20 protein-coding genes are annotated in these 18,496 nt (G+C 51.1%); 17 read left to right on the top strand and 3 right to left on the bottom strand.

The annotated features are described in order from the left end of the window. Positions 1–82: 82 nt before the first annotated feature. The 3 genes from FPL14_RS09865 to FPL14_RS09855 are packed head-to-tail and all read right to left on the bottom strand — an operon-like array spanning position 83 to position 3,144. Complete coding sequence (locus FPL14_RS09865; RefSeq protein ID WP_182302817.1) at positions 83–1,228, bottom strand: DHHW family protein; 1,146 nt, start codon at positions 1,226–1,228, stop codon at positions 83–85. A gap of 26 nt (positions 1,229–1,254) precedes the next feature. Then, the gene (locus FPL14_RS09860) at positions 1,255–2,649 is read right to left on the bottom strand and encodes an MBOAT family O-acyltransferase (RefSeq protein ID WP_182302816.1); all 1,395 of its coding nucleotides are present in this window, start codon (positions 2,647–2,649) and stop codon (positions 1,255–1,257) included. A 6-nt stretch (positions 2,650–2,655) separates the two neighbouring features. Then, complete coding sequence (locus tag FPL14_RS09855) at positions 2,656–3,144, bottom strand: DUF4358 domain-containing protein (RefSeq protein WP_182302815.1); 489 nt, start codon at positions 3,142–3,144, stop codon at positions 2,656–2,658. A gap of 284 nt (positions 3,145–3,428) precedes the next feature. Here FPL14_RS09855 and FPL14_RS09850 point away from each other — a divergent pair, with 284 nt between their 5' ends. The 17 genes from FPL14_RS09850 (at position 3,429) to FPL14_RS09770 (ending at position 18,486) form a co-directional block, all read left to right on the top strand. Further along, entirely contained in the window at positions 3,429–4,013 is a 585-nt protein-coding gene (locus FPL14_RS09850; protein ID WP_182302814.1) for a TerD family protein, read from the top strand. Between the two features lie 47 nt (positions 4,014–4,060). Continuing rightward, entirely contained in the window at positions 4,061–4,636 is a 576-nt protein-coding gene (locus tag FPL14_RS09845) for a TerD family protein (protein ID WP_182302813.1), read from the top strand. A 78-nt stretch (positions 4,637–4,714) separates the two neighbouring features. Then, complete coding sequence (locus tag FPL14_RS09840) at positions 4,715–5,293, top strand: TerD family protein (RefSeq protein WP_182302812.1); 579 nt, start codon at positions 4,715–4,717, stop codon at positions 5,291–5,293. 12 nt (positions 5,294–5,305) lie between these two features. Next, on the top strand, positions 5,306–5,887 hold the full coding sequence (locus FPL14_RS09835) for a TerD family protein (protein ID WP_182302811.1): 582 nt from the start codon (positions 5,306–5,308) through the stop codon (positions 5,885–5,887). Positions 5,888–5,914: 27 nt separating this feature from the next. Then, on the top strand, positions 5,915–7,189 hold the full coding sequence (locus tag FPL14_RS09830) for a TerD family protein (protein ID WP_182302810.1): 1,275 nt from the start codon (positions 5,915–5,917) through the stop codon (positions 7,187–7,189). Positions 7,190–7,231: 42 nt separating this feature from the next. After that, positions 7,232–8,038 carry a TerC family protein gene (locus tag FPL14_RS09825; protein WP_182303928.1) on the top strand — a complete coding sequence of 269 codons (807 nt, stop codon included), beginning with the start codon at positions 7,232–7,234 and terminating at the stop codon, positions 8,036–8,038. A gap of 107 nt (positions 8,039–8,145) precedes the next feature. Further along, entirely contained in the window at positions 8,146–9,354 is a 1,209-nt protein-coding gene (locus tag FPL14_RS09820) for an HpcH/HpaI aldolase/citrate lyase family protein (protein ID WP_182302809.1), read from the top strand. Further along, positions 9,293–10,699 (top strand): phosphoribosyltransferase family protein, encoded by a 1,407-nt coding sequence (locus FPL14_RS09815; protein ID WP_229263857.1) that lies wholly within the window; start codon positions 9,293–9,295, stop codon positions 10,697–10,699. The genes FPL14_RS09820 and FPL14_RS09815 overlap by 62 nt, the downstream gene beginning before the upstream one ends. Beyond that, positions 10,699–11,844, top strand: coding sequence for a cysteine protease StiP family protein (locus FPL14_RS09810; RefSeq protein WP_182302808.1), 1,146 nt, complete (start codon positions 10,699–10,701; stop codon positions 11,842–11,844). The genes FPL14_RS09815 and FPL14_RS09810 overlap by 1 nt, the downstream gene beginning before the upstream one ends. Continuing rightward, the gene (locus FPL14_RS09805; protein WP_182302807.1) at positions 11,841–12,650 is read left to right on the top strand and encodes an HAD family hydrolase; all 810 of its coding nucleotides are present in this window, start codon (positions 11,841–11,843) and stop codon (positions 12,648–12,650) included. Before FPL14_RS09810 ends, FPL14_RS09805 begins: the two co-directional genes overlap by 4 nt. Then, positions 12,647–13,678, top strand: a complete 1,032-nt coding sequence (locus tag FPL14_RS09800) for an ATP-grasp domain-containing protein (RefSeq protein ID WP_182302806.1) — start codon at positions 12,647–12,649, stop codon at positions 13,676–13,678. Before FPL14_RS09805 ends, FPL14_RS09800 begins: the two co-directional genes overlap by 4 nt. A 93-nt stretch (positions 13,679–13,771) precedes the next feature. After that, positions 13,772–14,482 (top strand): hypothetical protein, encoded by a 711-nt coding sequence (locus tag FPL14_RS09795; protein ID WP_182302805.1) that lies wholly within the window; start codon positions 13,772–13,774, stop codon positions 14,480–14,482. A 20-nt stretch (positions 14,483–14,502) separates the two neighbouring features. Further along, positions 14,503–15,600 carry a toxic anion resistance protein gene (locus FPL14_RS09790; protein WP_182302804.1) on the top strand — a complete coding sequence of 366 codons (1,098 nt, stop codon included), beginning with the start codon at positions 14,503–14,505 and terminating at the stop codon, positions 15,598–15,600. A gap of 91 nt (positions 15,601–15,691) precedes the next feature. Beyond that, positions 15,692–16,225 (top strand): hypothetical protein, encoded by a 534-nt coding sequence (locus tag FPL14_RS09785; protein ID WP_182302803.1) that lies wholly within the window; start codon positions 15,692–15,694, stop codon positions 16,223–16,225. A 290-nt stretch (positions 16,226–16,515) separates the two neighbouring features. Then, complete coding sequence (locus tag FPL14_RS09780; protein WP_182302802.1) at positions 16,516–17,103, top strand: hypothetical protein; 588 nt, start codon at positions 16,516–16,518, stop codon at positions 17,101–17,103. A gap of 62 nt (positions 17,104–17,165) precedes the next feature. Further along, a complete protein-coding gene (locus FPL14_RS09775) occupies positions 17,166–17,843 on the top strand; it encodes a TIGR00266 family protein (RefSeq protein ID WP_182302801.1) in 678 nt (225 codons plus the stop codon). Positions 17,844–17,943: 100 nt separating this feature from the next. Next, positions 17,944–18,486 (top strand): RNA polymerase sigma factor, encoded by a 543-nt coding sequence (locus FPL14_RS09770; protein ID WP_182302800.1) that lies wholly within the window; start codon positions 17,944–17,946, stop codon positions 18,484–18,486. Positions 18,487–18,496 lie beyond the last annotated feature (10 nt).

The raw sequence follows: 18,496 nt of genomic DNA, 5'->3' as shown, positions 1-18,496 counted from the left end.
TGTCTGATCGTCTGTTGCGATTACAAGTCTACTGACGGAGCTTGTCCGCGTAATGTTGCAGCCGTGGGAACGACCGGAACGATTAATTGTCGATTTTCAGGATTTCGCCGTTCTCGACGAACGTAGCCGTATTAAAGAGCAACAATACGTCTTCGATTCCGTTCTCGCTCATGTAATCGCCGATGTTGCCGTTATAATAACGGACGTCGATGACATGGATTTCCGCCGCGTGCGGAGCGAGGAACGGAATAAAGCTATGGGCGTAGGAATCCTTAAGGACGAGAAGTTTGTCCAGGTCTACGGCTTGCGGATCAAGATCGTTCTTGATCGTCGTAAGAGCATGGACTCCGCCCATGAAGTAAGAATACTGATCTTTCTTCCGCAGAAAGCTATCGTCATATAGAGTGGCAGCCGTCTTATCGGTATCCGCTATATACATCTCCGAATGAACGGGATTGTTCGGTACGAAAGCTTGAACCGGATCGGGCTTCAATCCGCTGAATTGGCTGCGGGTATGGAAGCTTCCAAGGAACGAATCGCTCACGGTTTGAATCCGGAAGTCTTTCTCGCCGAGCGGAGTCCAGCCCATTCGCTTGGCGTAAGCCGCATAAGCATAATAAGCGCCGAGCGTGGTCCAGTGATGATCCGTCCGGTAGTAAATGGACTCGGACGCATGCGGACGCAGGAAGTCGAACCCGTCCATGAAAGTTACGCTATCTTTGAGTTGATCGGCGATTACGCCGTTTACCTTTGCTTCGGAATAGAACGGAGCTTTCCACGGCAAACGATCCGGGTACATGCCGATCGATGTCGGCGCCAGCAGGAAAGTCATGTCGACGTCCGGGTGGTTGGCCGCGAATTGCTTGACGGCTTCCGTGTACCGCCGAACTTTCTCGTAATCGGGTTTCGCGAACTTCTCGAACAAGTAACCGTCTTTGCCTTTGAATATTCCGTTATTTTCTTGTTGCAGGCGCAATTGCTCGACCGTGGATTTAATCCATACCCAGTCGCCGCGATAAGGGAAATGATCGGTTACGAAGCTCTCGGCTTCGTCGGCGAATTTTTTGGAGATTACGTTGTCCCAAGTTAATTTAGGGGCGTCTTGCAAAGTACGATTCTCCAACTCGGAGAACCGGCTGATCGGCATGAGGAAGAAGGTCAGCGGAATCAGAAACAGCGCGGCGACGAATCCCCAAACCAATATGCGGTCTGCCTTCCGATTGTTCATTACGGGTGTACTCCTTTTATTGCTCGTCAGAAACGGAAATATAAGAATGGGTTAAAAGTCGCGTCGACCAGATAGGAGACGGATAGGAAAAACAACAGCCCGCACCAGGCAACGTTCAGGATTGCTCCTTGGCCGTTAGGGTGAACCGCGAAGAGCTTCCTCTTAGGCATAGATGCTACGACCAGTACGACAAGCAATATCGCGTTCGTGTAAGCGAAATACAGCGTATGGTTATCCCACAACGGTTGGCCGGCCAGACCGCTCATAGCCTGCAAGTAACCGCCGACCATCGGGAGCTCGTCGAAGGCAAACAATACCCAGCCGACAAGAATGAGGAAGATGGCATAGGCGTGGCGTATCCAACGAGGCGCACGGTCGAGCAGCTTGAGTACCCACCATTTTTCGAAAATCAGGATCGCGCCGAAATACAAGCCCCATAGCAGGAAGTTCCAGCTCGCTCCATGCCAGATCCCGGTAAGCAACCAAACGATAAGGATATTGCGCAATTGCTTGCCTAACCCTTGACGATTGCCTCCAAGCGGGATGTAGACGTAATCTCTGAACCAGCCGCTAAGCGAAATGTGCCACCTTCGCCAGAAGTCGGTGATGCTCTGAGCGGTATAGGGTTTATCGAAATTTTCGTTGAATCGGAATCCGAACATCAGGCCTAGTCCGATAGCCATGTCGGAGTATCCGCTGAAATCGAAATAAATTTGGAACGCGAACGCGATGATGCCTAACCAAGCCGTTAACACCGGCAGCGAACCGGAATCCATTTCCGATATCGAGTGCCAGAGCAGACCGATATTGTTGGCGAGCAACACCTTTTTGGCTAGCCCGACGATGAACCGCCGAACGCCTTCCGCGAACATCTCGGTATTGACCGTGCGTTTGCGGAGCTGCTCCGAAACCGTTTTGTAATGCACGATCGGACCCGCGACCAATTGCGGGAACAAGGCGACGAACGTGGCGAAGTCGATCCAATTGCGTTGCGCCTTGGCCGTTCCTCTATAGATATCCACGATGTAGGACATGGATTGGAACGTGTAGAAGGAGATCCCGATCGGAAGAGCCAGCTCGGTAAGCGGGATATCGGTTCCCAAAAGACCGTTCACGTTTTGAATGAGAAAATCGGCGTATTTGAAGTACGACAGAAGCGCGAGATTGACGATAATGGAGCAAACGACGACCCCTTTGCGCTGAATCGGCTTCAGCCGCGAGTTGCTAAGCAGCAACCCGAAGCCGTAATCCGTAACGGTGGAAATGAGCATAATAACGATGTAGACAGGCTCTCCCCATGCGTAAAACAAAAGGCTCGTTAAGAACAGAACGAGATTCTTGATTCTCCACGGCGAGCAGTAATACAGTAGAAGGGCGACGGGCAGAAAGACGAATAGGAAAATCAGGCTGCTGAATACCATGTCCGTTTATTTTTGCCCGAAGAAGCCTTCGAAGGATTTAACGAGCTCGTCGGCATTCTCGGAAATGACGAACAGGATGTAGTTGCCTTTGATGACGAGCTTATAGTTCTTGGACAGTTCGTACTGGTCGGGAAGATAAGACTCGAATTGCTTCTGTACGTCGCCGGCGCGTTGCTTAACCGCTGCTTCGACGACAGCTACGTCTTTGGCTTCTTTAACTTTCAAGATCGTCAGTTCATTCGTCTTCACGTTCATGAGCGGCGTTCTAATCGAATAATCTTCTAGTAACGCGGGATCCAAGCGATAGAGCTGCTGCACCATGGCTGTTTCCAATTCCATGAGCATCGGTTGTTCGAATCGAGCCAACAGTTGGTCGGCCATTTCCTTGGCAGGTACCTTGGGGTCGATTGCGGCTTCCTTGTTGTTGCTAGAACAAGCACTAAGGACTAGGCTTAGCACGACGGTTAAAAGAAGGAAGATGGATGTTTTTTTCATAGCTGTGCACTCTCCTTGATGTTTGTTACGCAAATTCGATAAGTGTACTGACGCAAGTCGAACCTGGAAGGTTACAGCAGCTTTGCGATTCCCAAATATTGATGGGATGGTGGCATTTGGATTATAATTTAATTGTTTGGTGTTTTTTCAGAAAATGATTTGAAAAGTCGTTGAAACCTTTTTGTCGCTTGGTCGTAAAATAGGTTAGTCAATGGATGATAGATTCATAGAATCCATGACGCAGCCGCATAAGATTGAAACAGTCGAAGGGAGACCCCATTGAAATGACGATTTCTCTAGTAAAAGGACAGAAAGTCGATTTAACGAAGGGTAACGCCGGACTTAGCAAGCTAATCGTAGGTCTCGGATGGAACCCCGTGGAGAAGAAGAGCTTCTTCGGCTCCAAGAAAGTAGACATTGACTGCGATGCTTCCGCCCTCCTACTGGACGAGAACGGCAAGCTTCAAGGGAAAAACCTTGTATGCTTCCACAACTTGAAGAGCCCTGACGGCTCGGTCGTTCACTCCGGCGATAACCGCACGGGAGAAGGCGACGGAGACGATGAGCAGATCCACATCGATCTGGGTCGCGTACCGGCCAACATTCACAAGATTCTTATGGTTGTTAATATTTACGATTGCGTGAACCGCAAGCAGGACTTCGGAATGATCTCCTCCGCGTACATTCGCGTGCTTAATCAGTCCAACGAACAGGAATTGGTGCGTTTTAATTTGACGGATAACTACTCCGGCAAAACGGCGCTTATCGTTGGAGAGATTTACCGCTATAGCGGAGAATGGAAATTCAACGCGATCGGCGAAGGAACGGATGCTGCTCACGTTGATCTTCTTGCCCGTTCTTACCAATAATGAAATCCCTGCAGCATCAAATAAAATCATGAGAAGAGGTTACTCCTATGTCTATTAGCTTATCTAAAGGCCAAAAAATCGATTTGACGAAAACGAACCCGGGACTAACGAAAGTGCTGGTCGGATTGGGATGGGATACGAATAAGTACGACGGAGGCAAAGCTTTCGATTTGGACGCTTCCATCTTCTGTCTTAACGCGGGCGGTAAAGCGCCTACTGAAAAAGATTTCGTTTTCTACAACAATACCCAGAATCCAAGCGGTTCCGTCGTTCATACGGGCGACAACCTGACGGGCGAAGGCGACGGAGACGATGAGCAAGTCAAAGTCAACCTGGCGGCCATTCCTGCCGAAATCGAAAAAATCTCCTTCTGCATCACGATCCACGAAGCCGCGGAAAGAGGCCAAAATTTCGGACAAGTTACGAACGCATTCGTACGTATCGTTAACGAAGATACGGGCGCGGAGCTTATCCGTTACGACCTGGGAGAAGATTTCTCCGTCGAAACGGCTGTCGTCGTAGGGGAACTGTACCGTCACAGCGGCGAATGGAAATTCAACGCGGTTGGCAGCGGATATAAAGAAGGCCTGGCCGGCTTGTGCAAAGATTTCGGTTTGATGTAATCGTTCGTTATACCCTGTTCGAGGGACCGCTTTTCGGTAGGATTGCGGTCCTTTTTTTAATTAAAGGAGGAACTTTCCATGGCGGTAAACTTGTCCAAAGGCCAAAAAGTAGATTTAACCAAATCCAATCCGGGTCTCGTTAAAGTTAAGGTCGGTTTAGGCTGGGATACGAACAAATACGATGGCGGCAGCTCGTTCGACCTTGATGCGTCGGCCTTTTGTTTGAATGCTTCCGGTAAAGTGAACTCGGATGCGGATTTTATTTTCTACAACAACAAGAGCATCGCCAACGGGGCTATTCAGCTGTCCGGCGACAATCAAACCGGAGAGGGCGCGGGGGATGACGAATCCTTGACGATCGATCTGAGCCAAGTTCCCGCGAATATCGAGAAAGTGGCTTTCTGCATCACGATCCATGATGCCGCGGCACGCAACCAGAACTTCGGACAAGTGGCTAACGCGTTCGCCCGCGTCGTGAAGGACGGTACGAACGAGGAGCTTATCCGTTACGATCTGGGAGAAGATTTCTCGATCGAGACGGCCGTAGTCGTCGCGGAGTTGTATCGCCATAACGGAGAATGGAAATTCAGTGCCGTCGGAAGCGGCTATCGTGACGGATTAGCGGGGTTATGCCGTGATTTCGGAGTACAAGTATAAGGAGGAATTGCCATGACGATCAGTTTGTCGAAAGGGCAAAGAATCGATCTTACGAAAACTAACCCGGGGCTCAAGCGCGCGATTATCGGACTTGGCTGGGATACGAATAAATATACGGGCGGCGAAGCATTCGACTTGGACGCGTCCGCTTTTTTGCTCCATCAGAACGGCAAGGCGGGCGGAATCGAGGATTTCGTATTTTACAACAACTTGTCCGTCTATACCGGCGCGGTCGTTCATTCGGGAGATAACCGGGATGGGCAAGGAGACGGGGACGATGAGCAAATCAAGCTCGATTTCACCAAAATTCCCGAAGCCATTCATCGCATCGGTATTACGGTGACCATTCACAACGCGGAACAGCGCAACCAGAATTTCGGGCAAGTATCCAATGCTTTTGTTCGGTTAGTGGACGAGCAAACCGGCAGCGAAATTCTGCGTTACGATCTCGGCGAGGACTTCTCGGTGGAGACGGCCGTTGTCGTGTGCGAGCTGTATCGCCATGGCGGCGATTGGAAATTCCAGGCGGTAGGATCGGGATTTGCCGGCGGGTTATCGGCGCTGGCGCACAATTATGGCCTTGACGCCAAGTAAGTAAACCCAAACGGAGGCTATATTAAGATGTCGTTGTCGATCGTCAAAGGCCAGAAAGCAGATATTACTAGAAGCAATCCTTCATTGTCGCGTGTTATTGTCGGTATGGGGTGGAACTCTACTTCTGGAGTCGATTTGGATTTCTCGGTGTTCGTGCTTCAAGCGAACGGTAAAGTAAGATCGGATCAAGATTTGATTTTCTATTCGAATCCTTCAGGCGCTGCGGGAGCGATTGAAATCGTCGGGGAAAGCAACAGGAAAACTTACGGTAACCAACCGGACAAAGAACAAGTCAGCATCAAGTTGGGGAGCATCCCGAAGGAAATCGAGAAGGTATCGTTTACCTTAACGATCTACGAAGGAGATGTCCGCAAACAAAATTTCTCGCAAGTGAACGATGCCTATATCAGAGTCATCGATGAAGCTACCGGCAACGAATTGCTTCGATACGAACTTGGAAAAAACTTTCCTATCGAAACGGCGATTGTCGTAGGAGAATTATATAGATACAACGGGGAATGGAAGTTTAACGCGATCGGATCGGGATACTCCGGCGGATTGTCCGCGTTGTGCGGAAGCTTCGGCGTTGACGTTCGTGAAGATTCCGCCCCGAGCGCGGGGGGACAAGCCTCGCCGTCCCTATCCTCCCCGCCGCCGGTCCAACCGCCGATCCAGCCTCCATCGACTCCGCCTTCCACGATTCGGTTGGACAAGATCGAGCTTCGCAAAAAGGGAGACGTCATTAACCTCGAGAAGAAATCGGGGGCGCTGGGAGAAATTCTAGTTAACTTAAACTGGAATCGCAAGAAATCGGGAGGCGGATTATTTAAAGCCGCTTCCGGAATCGACCTTGATCTGGGTTGCCTCTTCGAACTGAAGGACGGGTCCAAGGGCGGCGTACAGGCGTTAGGCAATGCCTTCGGCGACTTTAGCCGTCCGCCTTACATTTCGTTGGACGGGGATGATCGTACCGGCGCGCTGGCCGGCGGCGAGAATCTTAGGATCAATGGCGCCAAAGTCGCCGAGATCGAACGCATCGTCATATTCGCCTTCATCTACGAAGGGGTGGCGAACTGGTCTCAAGCTGACGGCGTCGTGACCATTACCCAATCCGGCGGACCGGATATCGTCGTCAGAATGGACGAGTACAACAATAGCAAGGGGCTATGCGCAATTGCGATGATCAAGAACGTGAACGATCAAACCTTCAGCATCGAGCGGTTGGTTCAGTTTTTCGACGATCAACAAAAGCTCGATATCGCCTATAACTGGGGGCTGCGTTGGTCTAAAGGCAGGAAATAGCAACAAGGTTTCCGATACTGAGAAAGAATTGGCAGGGGGAGCATCATGGCAGATTTTTTTAGCAATTTTGTGGACAGCTTCGCGAGTTTCTTCGATTGGAACCACATGGGGCAAATATTGGCGGAGCCTTCGACTTGGGGAATTATAGGTACGCTCGTCATTCTTGAGGGCTTGCTATCCGCGGATAACGCATTGGTACTCGCCGTAATGGTAAGGCATCTTCCGAAAGAGCAACAAAAGAAAGCATTGTTTTACGGACTTATCGGCGCTTACGTCTTCCGGTTTTTGGCCATCGGGATCGGAACGTTCTTGGTTAAGATCACATGGATTAAAGTGGCCGGAGGTTTATATCTACTCTGGATCGCATTAAGCAATTTGTTCGACCTGGAATTCAGATTCGCCCGGGTCGGCGGAATCCCCCTTATTCCATATATTCGTCGCAAGAACGATGAAGAAGACGGGGAAGTCGAGAACAAAGGCCTCAGCTTCTGGCGCACGGTTCTTGCCGTCGAGATCATGGATATCGCCTTCAGTATCGACAGCGTGCTCGCCGCGTTCGGCGTAAGCGAAGAGGTATGGGTTTTGTTCCTCGGAGGTATTCTCGGGGTACTGATGATGCGAGGCGTCGCCCAAGTGTTCCTGAAGTTGATCGAGAAATTCCCGGAGCTGGAGAAAGCGGCGTTTATCCTTATTATCGTCATTGCCGCTAAGATGATCTCCGGAGCATTCGGTTTCCACGTGTCCCATGCCGTATTCTTCTCCATTCTGATCGCGATCTTCGTAGGTACGATGATCCTCAGTTCCATTAAGAAGAAAAAAGCGCAAGGAACGACGTCCGATTCCGTATAAGATTTCATACTCGAAGGAATATCCCTCATGATTAAGTGGGGGATATTTTTTAGAACTAATTACGGGTTGATTTGGAATGGCAAGAAGCATTAAGGAGGGTGATGTCGATGCGCTATTTTGACTATCTGACCCCGGAGCAGGAACACGATATCTTTCATTATCTCCCGACGGAGTTCAACAATCGGACCGACCAAGAGCTCTTGGCGTACGCTGTCGGAGCGGCGTTGTACATGCCGGCGACGAGGCCGACGATCGCGGAGGATATTGCCAGCAAGAAGATCAAAGGCCTTGTGTCTTTGGTCATCGATCTCGAGGACGCGGTAGGGGATAATCAGGTACAGCTGGCAGAGGAGAATCTATGCCGGACGATGGACAAGCTGGAGGCCTGCCTGAATAGAGGGCAACTGAACGACGAAGGGTTGCCGCTCTTATTTGTCCGAGTTCGCTCATCCGCGCAGTTCGAGAGACTGCTGCCGTTGCTCGGAGATCAGATACGGTTGATTACCGGGTTTGCTTTTCCCAAGTTTACGGCTTCCGAAGGGGAAGTCTACTTTCGAATATTGGAAGCTTACAATAAGAGCAAAGCTCCGGATTTCCCGATCTTGTACGGAATGCCGATCTTGGAGACGCCCGAGGTCATCTATCGGGAGAGCCGGCTGGCCACGCTATTGGGCATTCAAGCGTTGCTGACGAAATACAAGCCGTACGTGCTGAACGTGCGTATCGGCGCTACCGATTTCTCCAGCATGTTCGGATTAAGGAGAAATCCCGACATGACGATCTACGATATCGGCGTTATCCGGGATTGCGTAACGGATATTATTAATATTTTCGGGAGAGAAGACAATCGCTTCGTCATTTCCGGTCCCGTGTGGGAATATTTCAGGAGCGACCGCGTACTTAAGCCTCAGCTGAGAGCGACGCCTTTCCAAGAAATGATGGGCAAAGACGGCCTTAGGTTGAGAATGTCCTATCTGGACCGCTATGTGGATGGTTTGATTCGCGAGGTTGCGTACGATAAGGAGAATGGGATTATCGGCAAGACGATCATCCATCCGACCCATCTCCAGCCCGTTCAATCGTTATACGTAGTCACTCACGAAGAGTATATCGACGCGATGAGCATCATATCGAACAGCCAAGGCGATCTCGGCGTCATGAAGAGCCGGTACGAGAACAAAATGAATGAGATCAAGCCGCATCTGAACTGGTCAAACCGGATCATGATCCGAGCCAAGATTTTCGGGGTGTTACATGACAAACATAACTTCACCTGCTTACTCGCGGACTCGCAGCGAGAAGGAGCGCTTGTATAAAATCGTGGACGGTTTGGAGGTCGGAGTGAGCATCGCTTCGAATCCGTACCGGCTGGAGCTCGATCATCTCTTTCAGATGGCGGCGAGAATCAACAAGAAACGCAGTTTTCTCTTCGTCAGCAAGGTGCTGGGCAAACATCTTCCCGTGCATCCCTCGCTATCTCTAATATCGGGAGCGATGTTGGGCTGTCTCTACGAGACTTCCATCCTAGAACGTCAGACGTCGTCGGTGTCCGTGCGGCAATGGCATGAAGCTTTCGACAACCCCGCGCGGGCGGACGAGCTATACGGTCGGTTAATGGACAACAAAATCATGGTGGAGGAGCCGACGCTTTTCATTGGATTCGCGGAGACGGCCACCGCGCTGGGCCATAGCATGTTCGATGCTTTCGACGGGAACGTCATGTACCTGCATACGACGCGGGAGCAGATCGAGGACAGGACGTCGGTCATCAACTTCGAGGAAGAGCATTCGCACGCGATGTCCCATCGTTGTTATGCCGAAGACACGGATATTTTCCGCAAAGCTTCGCGCATCGTGCTCGTCGACGACGAGATGACGACAGGCAAAACGTCGTTGAACATTATCAAGGAGTTGTTCGAGACGTTCGGACAACGGGATTATGTCGTGGCCAGCTTGCTTGATTGGCGTTCTCGGGATGATAGAAGCCGGTACGGCCAGCTGGAGCGCGAGCTTGGCATCCGCATTCGTTGTTTGTCGCTCGTCGAAGGGGCGATCAGAGTTAAAGGAAACCCCTCGGATGAACGAGATCAATCGGCGCCGGTAGATGTACCTGATTGCGCGATCAGCTTTAGAAGACATGATATATCGGGCTTCTTCTCCCATATGGGTACGTCTCTTGCGGATAAGACGACGGCAGTGCCTTATCTGACGAATACCGGAAGGTTCGGGATGGACGCTCGGCATGGCGCGGAACTGGATCGCGAAGTCGCATATGCGGCGAAGCGCTTGGTTTCGGAGAGAACGGGCAAACGTGTTCTGTGCATGGGCACCGGCGAATTCATGTATATTCCGATGAGAATCGCGAATCTCATGGGCGATGGGGTTTACTATCAATCGACGACAAGGAGTCCCATCTATCCGATGCAAGGGGAGCATTACGCCGTAACTTCCGCATATCGCTTCGAGTCCGCGGATGACGCGACGGTGGCGAACTTTATGTATAACGTGACTCCGGGACAATACGACGAAGCTTTCGTCTTCATTGAGCGGGAATATGACGCGGAGCAAGGGAAGTCCTTTGAGCGGGCGCTTGCCCGAATCGGAATTCCAATCGTGAATCTCGTTTTCTTCGGAAAACCGTTGCCGGCGGAGGAGAAGTGATGGTTCATTTGAATTCGATATTTGATGGCGAACTCGCTTCCCCGACCTCGATGGGGAGCTACAAGCCCGAGGACGCGGTATTTCTTCTAAAGGATTTAAGCCATTTGGCACTGGAACGGGGAACCGAAGACCGGGAAGAAGCGATCCAATCGGGTACGCATTATTCGGAGATGCTGCCGATGGAATACCGTCCCTCCGAGGCCTACATCGAGCTGTTCCATGAAACGCTTCAAGCAACGGCGAGACGGGTCGCGCTGGCCGCGGCCGTCGTTTCCGAGCAGATCCTAAGCAAGAGAGGGCGGAACTTGGCGCTAGTCTCGCTTGCTAGAGCCGGAACGCCTATCGGCGTGCTGATTCGCAGATATATTAGGAGGTATTACGATCGCGATCTGCCGCACTACAGCATCTCGATTATTAGAGGCAAAGGAATCGACGAGAATGCCCTTAAATATATTCTCCGTACGCACCCGCAAGCGGAAATTCAGTTCATCGACGGTTGGACGGGCAAAGGGGCGATTCGCAAAGTGCTTATCAATGCCTGTAACCGTTTCGAGCAGAAATACGGAGTTAAGTTGAGCGGCGATCTGGCCGTGCTGGCGGATCCCGGACGCTGCTCCGGGACGTTCGGCACGCGGGAAGACTTCTTGATCCCGAGCGCCTGCTTGAATTCCACCGTATCGGGCTTGATCAGCCGAACCGTCCTGCGGGACGACTTGATCGGACCCGACGATTACCACGGGGCCAAATATTATCGGGAGTGGGAGAAGGAGGATCTGACGAACGCGTTCGTCGATGCGATCGAACCTTACTTCGATTCGGTGAGAGAAGAGGCTCTAGAGGAAGCCACGCGCCTGCTGGAGATTCCCGGCGATCCCGTTACTTGGAAAGGCGAGCAGGATATCCTGAGAATTCAGCGCGATTACGGAATCGCCGACATCAATCTGATCAAGCCGGGAGTCGGAGAGACGACGCGAGTGCTGCTGAGAAGGGTGCCGTGGAAAATTCTCGTGAACGACTTAGACAACCCGAACCTGGCTTCGATCCTTCTGCTCTCTCGCGATCGAGGCGTTCCCGTCGAGGTATACCCGGATTTAACTTATTCTTGCTGCGGATTGATTAAACCGCTGAAGGGGGGAGCGGAATGATCTTTGCATGCGATTTGGATCAAACGCTTATTTATTCCCGCAATTCCATGGGGCCGATCGAACAGCCGGATGAACTCGTTCCGGTGGAGCTCGATCAGGGGGAATATCGTTCGTTCATGACCCGAACGGCTTACCGCGATCTTCAAGCGCTTAGCGGTCGGGTTCATTTCGTTCCTACGACGACTAGAATCTACGAGCAATACCGGAGAATATTCGGACTAACCGAGGGCGTTCCTTCGCGTTACGCCATCGTGAGCAACGGCGGTAAGGTGCTGATCGACGGCAGGTCGGACGAGGAATGGGAAAACCGCGTTCGTCGGACCGTGCGCGAGAAATGCGCGCCCGCTCCCGAGATCAAAGGGAAGTTCGACGAATTAGTCGCTAAGGAATGGATCATCAAGGATCGATATTGCGACGAGCTGTTCTATTCGGTGATCGTCGATCGGGCTAAGCTACGCGCAGGGTTAATGGACGATCTTACGAAACTTCTGCAGGACGATGGCTGGAACTGCTCGCTGCAAGGACGTAAAATCTATCTCGTTCCCGATTGCGTGAGCAAAGGCTCCGCGGTACGTTACGTAAAGGAGCTAGCCGGGGCGAGTTACGTATTCGCGGCCGGAGACAGCTTGCTTGACGAGAGCATGCTCGATGTCGCGGACGAATTCGTGGCTCCGAACCATGGGGAGCTATATCGGAAATACGGCGTGCATGACCGAATTCTATTTACGGAACGTTCCGGGATCCGGGCTTCCGAAGAAGTCGTGGGCACGCTGATGAATCGGATGGAGGCAAGGAACGCGATATGACGAACATTTATTTTAACCGCTGGTTTTCCGTCTCCTATCATTACATGAATATGATCCGCGATAACCCGGACGGGGGAAAATTCAAGTTTTACGGCACTCATCCCGATACGAATCATCTCAGCTTGCAGGCGTGCGATTATTCCGAGCGGGAGCCGGTGCTTCACGGGACCGAGTACGTCGATTACGCGGTAGACTTCTGCCGTCGCAACGAGATTGATATTTTTATCCCGCGGCTCAAAATGCTCGAAATCGCCAAGGAAGCGGATCGGTTCGACGAGATCGGCACGAAGGTCATGGTATGCCGGGACATCCCGTTATTGGAGAGTATGCTGGAGAAGGATCGTTTCTATGAAACGCTGCAGGGGACGGGAGTCGTGGAGATTCCGGAATACTACGTCGTCGAAACCGCGGAACAATTCAAGTCGGCCTACGAAACTCTTGTTCGGAACGGGCATCGGGCATGCTTCAAACCTACGGACTCCGAGGGCGGCATGGGATTTCGGATCATCGATAACGAAATGGATCCTCTGGCAAATCTGTATAGCTGGGTGAGTTTGTCCGTCCCTTTCGAGCAGGTGTACGCCACGTTGTCCGCGGTAGAGAAGTTTCCTAAGCTGATGGTAATGGAGCTTCTCGAGGAAGACGAATTCAGCATCGACTGCCTGGCGGATTCCGAAGGGAAGCTGATCGTCGCCGTGCCGAGAAGGAAGTCCACGGGTAGAATTTACTTGCTGGACGATGTTCCGGAGTTGACGGAGATTGCCGAGCGAGTAGCGGCGAAATGCCGAATTCCCTACGTGTTCAACATTCAGGTCAAATACAACAAAGGCGTTCCCAAGCTGCTGGAGATTAATCCGAGAATGTCCGGCGGCTTGTTCATCACCTGCTTGAGCGGCGTAAACATGCCGTACCTGGCGGTGAAGACGATATTAGGACAATCGTTCGAACGGCCCGTTCCCCGCATGGGGGTCAAGGCGAGTTACCTTGAGCTGCCCGTAGTGATGCAAGACAAGGCTGATCTTAGATAAAAAATTGACGCGAGCGGCTGAAAACCATACACTTGAGTAATAGGTTGAATAACTTCTTATTCAAAGATCGTATGACAGGAGGTACGCGAAACATTGCTTCGTTCTAAATGGGGGCTTGCCTCCCTAATCATCGGTTATGTCGTAGGTCTTGTTTCAACTAAATTTCTTCCCGTGTCCGTATCCTTGGTATTCCCGATTCTGGGAACGCTTGTAGGATCTACGATTCGCCAGGCCGAGCTCAAAGTGGCCAAGCTAGCCGCGGAGAGAGACGCGGCCAATGCGGCTGCGGCGGCAGCCGCGAACAGCGGCCAGAGGGTCGATCAGCCGTCATCCGCTAGCAATCGGATCGCCGAAACGTCCGCGCCGCAGACAGACCGTCCGCACGGACATAGAGCTCCCGCTCTTGGCCCGGAATGGGATACGGTTATGGAATATATCGGGACGATCGAGGACATGGTGCTGATCGAGGGCGAGAAGAACAACCTGGATAACGAGATCGTTCAACGCACGTTATCCCTGCTCGTAAGGTTAAACCGGATTATTCCTCAGCTTGTCGAGTTCAACAACGGCGATATCAACCATAAGATCCAGCGGCTCGTGTTGAAGGATTTGAACGGAACCATTACCCCGTTCCTTAATCTCAGCGGGGAAGCCAAACGGCAGAATCGCAGAATTTTGTTGAACAGCCTTAAAGATATCGACAATCAAATTACGACATATACGGGCTTTATCGAACAGAAGGACCTTATGGAATTGAAAAACAAAGCCGAGCTCATTCACCAGCGTTACGGTGCAGGCAACTAACTCTAGAGGAGGATTTACACATGAGTATGCAGGCCATTATGCTTAAGGATTCGGACACGGCAAGAGTTCAACAGGAAGCGCAAGCTACGATTCAACGCATTTCTTCGACCGATGCCACTCAATTGGATTCCTTGATGGATGAAATCGGAAGAATGGGCCAGAAGACGATGGAGAAAGCCGGGGCAAACCTGACTTTGCTCGAGCGTCCGCTTAACGATCTGTTAGGGGGCAAACGCTCGGAAATCGCGGGCAATATTTTGAAGCTGCGCAATGAAGTCGACGACTTGAACCGGAGCAAGGATCTCTCGTTGATGCAGAAGATTCTGCGCAAGACTCCGATGAAAAACTACATCATGAAATACCAATCGGTCAAAACCAACGTACAATCGATCATATCCGCGCTTCGCAACGGTAAGGACACATTGGAAGAAAATATCGTGCATATGCGTAACTTGAAGCAAATGTGCCTTCAGGAAATGTATAACGTTCAGCAACGCATAGAGCTCGGCAACCAACTGAAAGTGTTGTTCGAGCAAGAAATCGCGAAGCCGGAGAACGAGATGAGAAAAGCTCAGCTGGAGCGGGGCTTGCGTAAAGTCGTCACGCGGATTCAAGCGCTGACCGAGATGATCATGCTGTACCAGCAAGCGATTGCCGGTTCGGATATCATTAACGACAATAACGACAAGCTTATCGATTCGGTAGATGCGACAATCGATAAGACGCAGCATCTCATTACCGTATCCGCGATGATCGCGACGGCGTTGGACGACCAACTGAAGGTTATCGATGCCGTTAACGCAACGAACGACATGCTAGGCAAGCAATTCGCGGAAAATGCCCGTCTCCTCAACGAAACGACGCAGAAGACGACTCAAGCGATGACGAAGTCTTCCATGTCGATGGAGCAAATCAACCAAGCGATGAACGACTTGACGTCGGCGATCAATCGTTGCGAGGAGTCGAACCGCACGATTATCGCGTCCGCTACGGAACAAACGACTCGCCTATCCGAGATCAACAAGCAGATGGGCCAACGTCTCGGCTTGCAGCCTGGGACAAGCCCAGCAGCGCCGGCGGCTATTCAGCAGCCTTCCGTAACGAGTTTGTTGGACTAAATATTAATCTCCGAACGCGTGAAGCACGCGCCGTCCGTTCCCATAGGGAGCTGGCGGCTTTTTTTTTAAATTGGAGAGGAGCAGTTCGTTAATGTTCGATACGGGGTATGGGATTTTTTGGAAAGAGCAGGTTCGGGGCGCCAGCGGGCAAAGACTCGAGATGCTGCGGAGGGATTTGACGGGGACCAAGAAGCTGTTGGAGACCGTGTTGCTTCCCGTATTCGGCAGCTTCGAGAACATGGAGATCGAATATGAAATGATGGGCTTATCGGGTACGAGAATTTACGGCGACGTATTTCATTCCAGGTTACGGATTGTGTTCGAAGAAGATCACTTCGTCACTCATGCGGAGAAGATCACGCGGGATCGTTTTTCTTTCGAAAGGGCTCGTGCTCGTTCGGTTGCGATCTATGGATACGTCTATTTTCCATATAGCAGAGATGAACTGGAGAAGAAACCGGAGTTCTGCCAACGGAATTTGTATGAATTAATCGGTCGTATCGGCAATGCGGAAGGAACGGGTTTGCTCGAATTGCCCGTTTACGAAAGAGAAGTCATGCGCTTCGCTTTGCTGCGGAATAAATCGTTCCAATTGGCGGACATATGTCGCGGAAAAGCCGACTAACTCGGTTGCAGATGGGCGATGAGGGGGGAAGTAGAGCGAAATATGAACGTCATAAAATCTCGCTCCGCCGGATAGACTATAGTAAATCCGGTTGGTAGAGAGGAAGTTCGGGTATGGTCATGAGTTGGGTGATCGGCATTGGCATCCTGGTTCTGATCGTCGTGGCGAGCAACGAGAAGTCGGAATCTATCATGGAGCTTATCGAGGAGTAAAGTCAAAAGATTTTCAAATCTTCCCCGATTTGGTACTATACCATTAGATAACTTCGCCAACCGGGAGGAGCAGGCCGCTTGGATTTTACTTTCGAAATCTTAGATCCTACCACGATTAACGTTCGATTCAATTATGGAGGCGAATGGTTCGAGTTTAATTTGTACAGTAAACAGAATCAATGGATTCTCCATCCATTCGATGCTAGCCTGTTAGGCAATCCCGACATGTGCCGTCTCGTCGTTGCGGATCTGCTGGCGCATAAGCCGTTTCAGGTCATGCTCGCCAAAGAGCGAATCATGCTATCGCAGCTCAGAACCTCGATCGACGTCTCCGGCAACCGGTACGATCAAGATCGCGAACGCGATCGCGGCGGGAGATTCGAAGACGAGGCGGAAGAGAACGACGATCCGATCGAAGATTGGATCAGAAACCACACCTTCGATGAAATCTTGGCGCAGGAGCTGCAAGTCGTCGAGGAGAGGTTACAACTATTCAATACGTTGTTGCAGAAAATGTTCTATGAAAATTTGGGTCCCGGAAACCTAGAGTTCGATAAAGTGCAAGAAATTACGCGAATTTACAAAGACGCTGCCGGCCGTTTGGACGGATTAATAGATCCCGACAGCTTCTTAAGAGACCGCAATAAGGACGGGCGTCGTTTTTAGAACGATGCTCTTTAACCGTTTACGCGGCAAATACTAAAAAAAGACATGCGGAGGGAACAAAGATGAAATACGACGTTCTATATCAAGGGGCATTCGCGTTGCTGAAACTGCAACTGAACGCAGGCGAGAGCGTAAAAGCGGAATCGGGCGCAATGGTATCCATGTCGCCCAATATCGACGTCAAAGGGACCGCCGATGGCGGGATCATGGCAGGACTCGGAAGAATGCTGAGCGGCGAAACGTTCTTCTTCCAAGAGTTATCCGCGAATAGAGGCGGCGGGGAGGTATTGCTCGCTCCATCGTCCATGGGGGATATTCAATCCGTTGAGCTCGACGGATCTTACAGTTTGTTCGTACAGAAAGACGGATTCTTAGCCGGAACGAGCGGGATCAAGGTAAATACGAAAATGCAAAATCTAAGCCGCGGCCTTCTGTCCGGCGAAGGGTTCTTTATTATCGAGATCAGCGGGACGGGCACGGTGTTCTTATCCTCATACGGCGCTATTCATGCCATTAACCTTGAGCCGGGAGAAGAGCGTATTATCGATAACGGACATCTGGTCGCTTGGCCGGGTTACATGAATTATACGATCGAGAAAGCCTCCAAAGGCTGGTTCTCCAGCATTACGAGCGGCGAAGCATTAGTATGCAGATTCCGCGGCGAAGGAGTCGTGCTTGTCCAGACCCGCAACCCTGCCGGATTCGGAAGCTGGATCAAGAAGTTTATCCCGGGCCGCTAATCGTGTAGTTTTTGCGAAATTTTCTGTGAATTCTTAAAAGACAAGCTCTCTTTTGATATAATGAGGGATATTGAGCTTCACAGAATAGAGGTGCAAACCTATGGATATGCAGCATACCGTGAACAGGGGAATCCCTGTTATCTCTTACGAGCAATTGTTCGAGCATTACAAAGATAAAATATTCAGCTTCGCATGGAAAATCCTGCGCAGCAAGATGGATAGCGAAGAGGCCGTTCAAGAGACGTTCCTTAAGCTGTACGTCAACTTCGAACGCCTTGACCCCGCCGGGTCGGTATCTTCGTTGATCTTCACGACGACCAAGAACATCTGCATCGATATTCTGCGCAAGCGGAAAACGAAGCTGACTCTCTCTCATCCCATGATGAAGCACGAAGGCTGGGAAGACCAGGCGGCCGAAGCGGTTCGACCGGAAGACGTGCTGATTCTGAAGGAAGCCTCGGAAGATTTGCTCGCGGCGATCAACAAGCTGCCTAAGGCTTATCGGTTAATGGTCTATCAGCGTTATGTGCTCGATCTGTCCATGGAAGAGATCGTCGAGATGAATCACATGAAGATGAACACGGTGAAGTCCCGTCTGAAGAGAGGCCGGGATTTGCTCAAGAAGCATATGGAGAAGGCATAGCAGCAGCCGA

This window comes from Cohnella cholangitidis, from assembly GCF_014107495.1.
Taxonomy (GTDB): Bacteria; Bacillota; Bacilli; order Paenibacillales; family Paenibacillaceae; genus Cohnella; species Cohnella cholangitidis.
This window is presented reverse-complemented; position numbering and strand designations above follow the sequence as displayed.